This window comes from Paracoccus sp. 228 (assembly GCF_000967825.1).
Taxonomy (GTDB): Bacteria; Pseudomonadota; Alphaproteobacteria; order Rhodobacterales; family Rhodobacteraceae; genus Paracoccus; species Paracoccus marcusii.
The window spans coordinates 1-1059 of record NZ_JYGY01000031.1; the positions used below are offsets into that span (position 1 = coordinate 1).

At 62.2% G+C, this 1059-nt stretch carries 2 protein-coding genes; both read left to right on the top strand.

The window, feature by feature from the left end; all coding sequences use genetic code 11:
• The coding region (locus SY26_RS21780; protein WP_064503581.1) for a hypothetical protein at window positions 1-228 on the top strand (228 nt) is incomplete at its 5' end.
• 40 nt (window positions 229-268) lie between these two features.
• A complete protein-coding gene (locus SY26_RS19710; RefSeq protein WP_157001806.1) occupies window positions 269-847 on the top strand; it encodes a hypothetical protein in 579 nt (192 codons plus the stop codon).
• Window positions 848-1059 lie beyond the last annotated feature (212 nt).

Here is a 1059-nt window from a genome sequence, read left to right on the forward strand (position 1 = left end):
GCCGAGGCACAGGCCAAGCTGAACCGCCTCAAGACCCGACAGAAGGCCAGCGACACTCGCCGCAAGATTATCGTCGGGGCTGTCGTCRTGAAGGCGGCACTGGAAAGCCCAGATGCTGCCGCAAAGCTGGCAGGCCTGCTGCGCGACCGGGTGACACGCGAGCTCGATGTGAAAGACATTCAGCAGCTCCTGGCCAGCCTCGACAAGAAGGCCGCGCGTCATGGCTGATCCGAGACACCCCGCCGCCGCCCCCACACCCCAGGACGAGATGCTGGAAGCCCTGGTCTCCGTCACCGCGGAGAACACCACCACGCTGATCGACGTGCAGCACCAGGCAGCTGCAACAGCGGCCTCCGTGAAGGATGCCCGCACCTACATGGCAACGGTCGTCAAGAACACGGACTGGGAGACCAACGGCAAGAAGATCGCTGCCATCCTGGACAATGCCCTGCGGCAGGATCGCGCCGCCCTGCATGCCGTCAGTGAGGCCGCACGCGACATGCGCGGGACATCCATCGAAATCACCCACAGGGCCGTGGATGCCGCTGTGGCGCAGATGGATGCCAGCAAGGCCTTCGACAGAGCCGCAGAGCGGCTCCTGGGAACCCTGGAGGCCCATCAGCAGGGCAAGTGGCGCAGGGCGGGCATCATCGCCCTCATCGGGGCGCTCTGCGGCGCTGTGGGGTTTCTCATGCGCGAACCCGTGAACAGGTTCACCGTCCTCCGCGAAGCAGGCGTCGAGATCAGCCGCGACGCCTCCGATCCAGCCTGCAGAGACCTCGGCGGAAGAACCATGCCCTCCGGGGACGAATGGGCCTGTGTCATCTGGCAAGACAAAGAGCAGTGAACCGTTGAGCAAAGGCCGGGGCGAACCTGTAATCGACCATTGGTTCAAGTCGAAGGACGATGCATGGGATGAGGGCAGTAGCCCTGTTCGCGGTATCCTGACAGAGATGCCAAGCAGGTTGGATAAAGCAGAAAACAGGCCTCTCAAGTACCAAAATAAGAAGCAAAATGGGCGAAGCCCCTTCTTGTTCTTCTTAGTTCTATAGTTCAGGC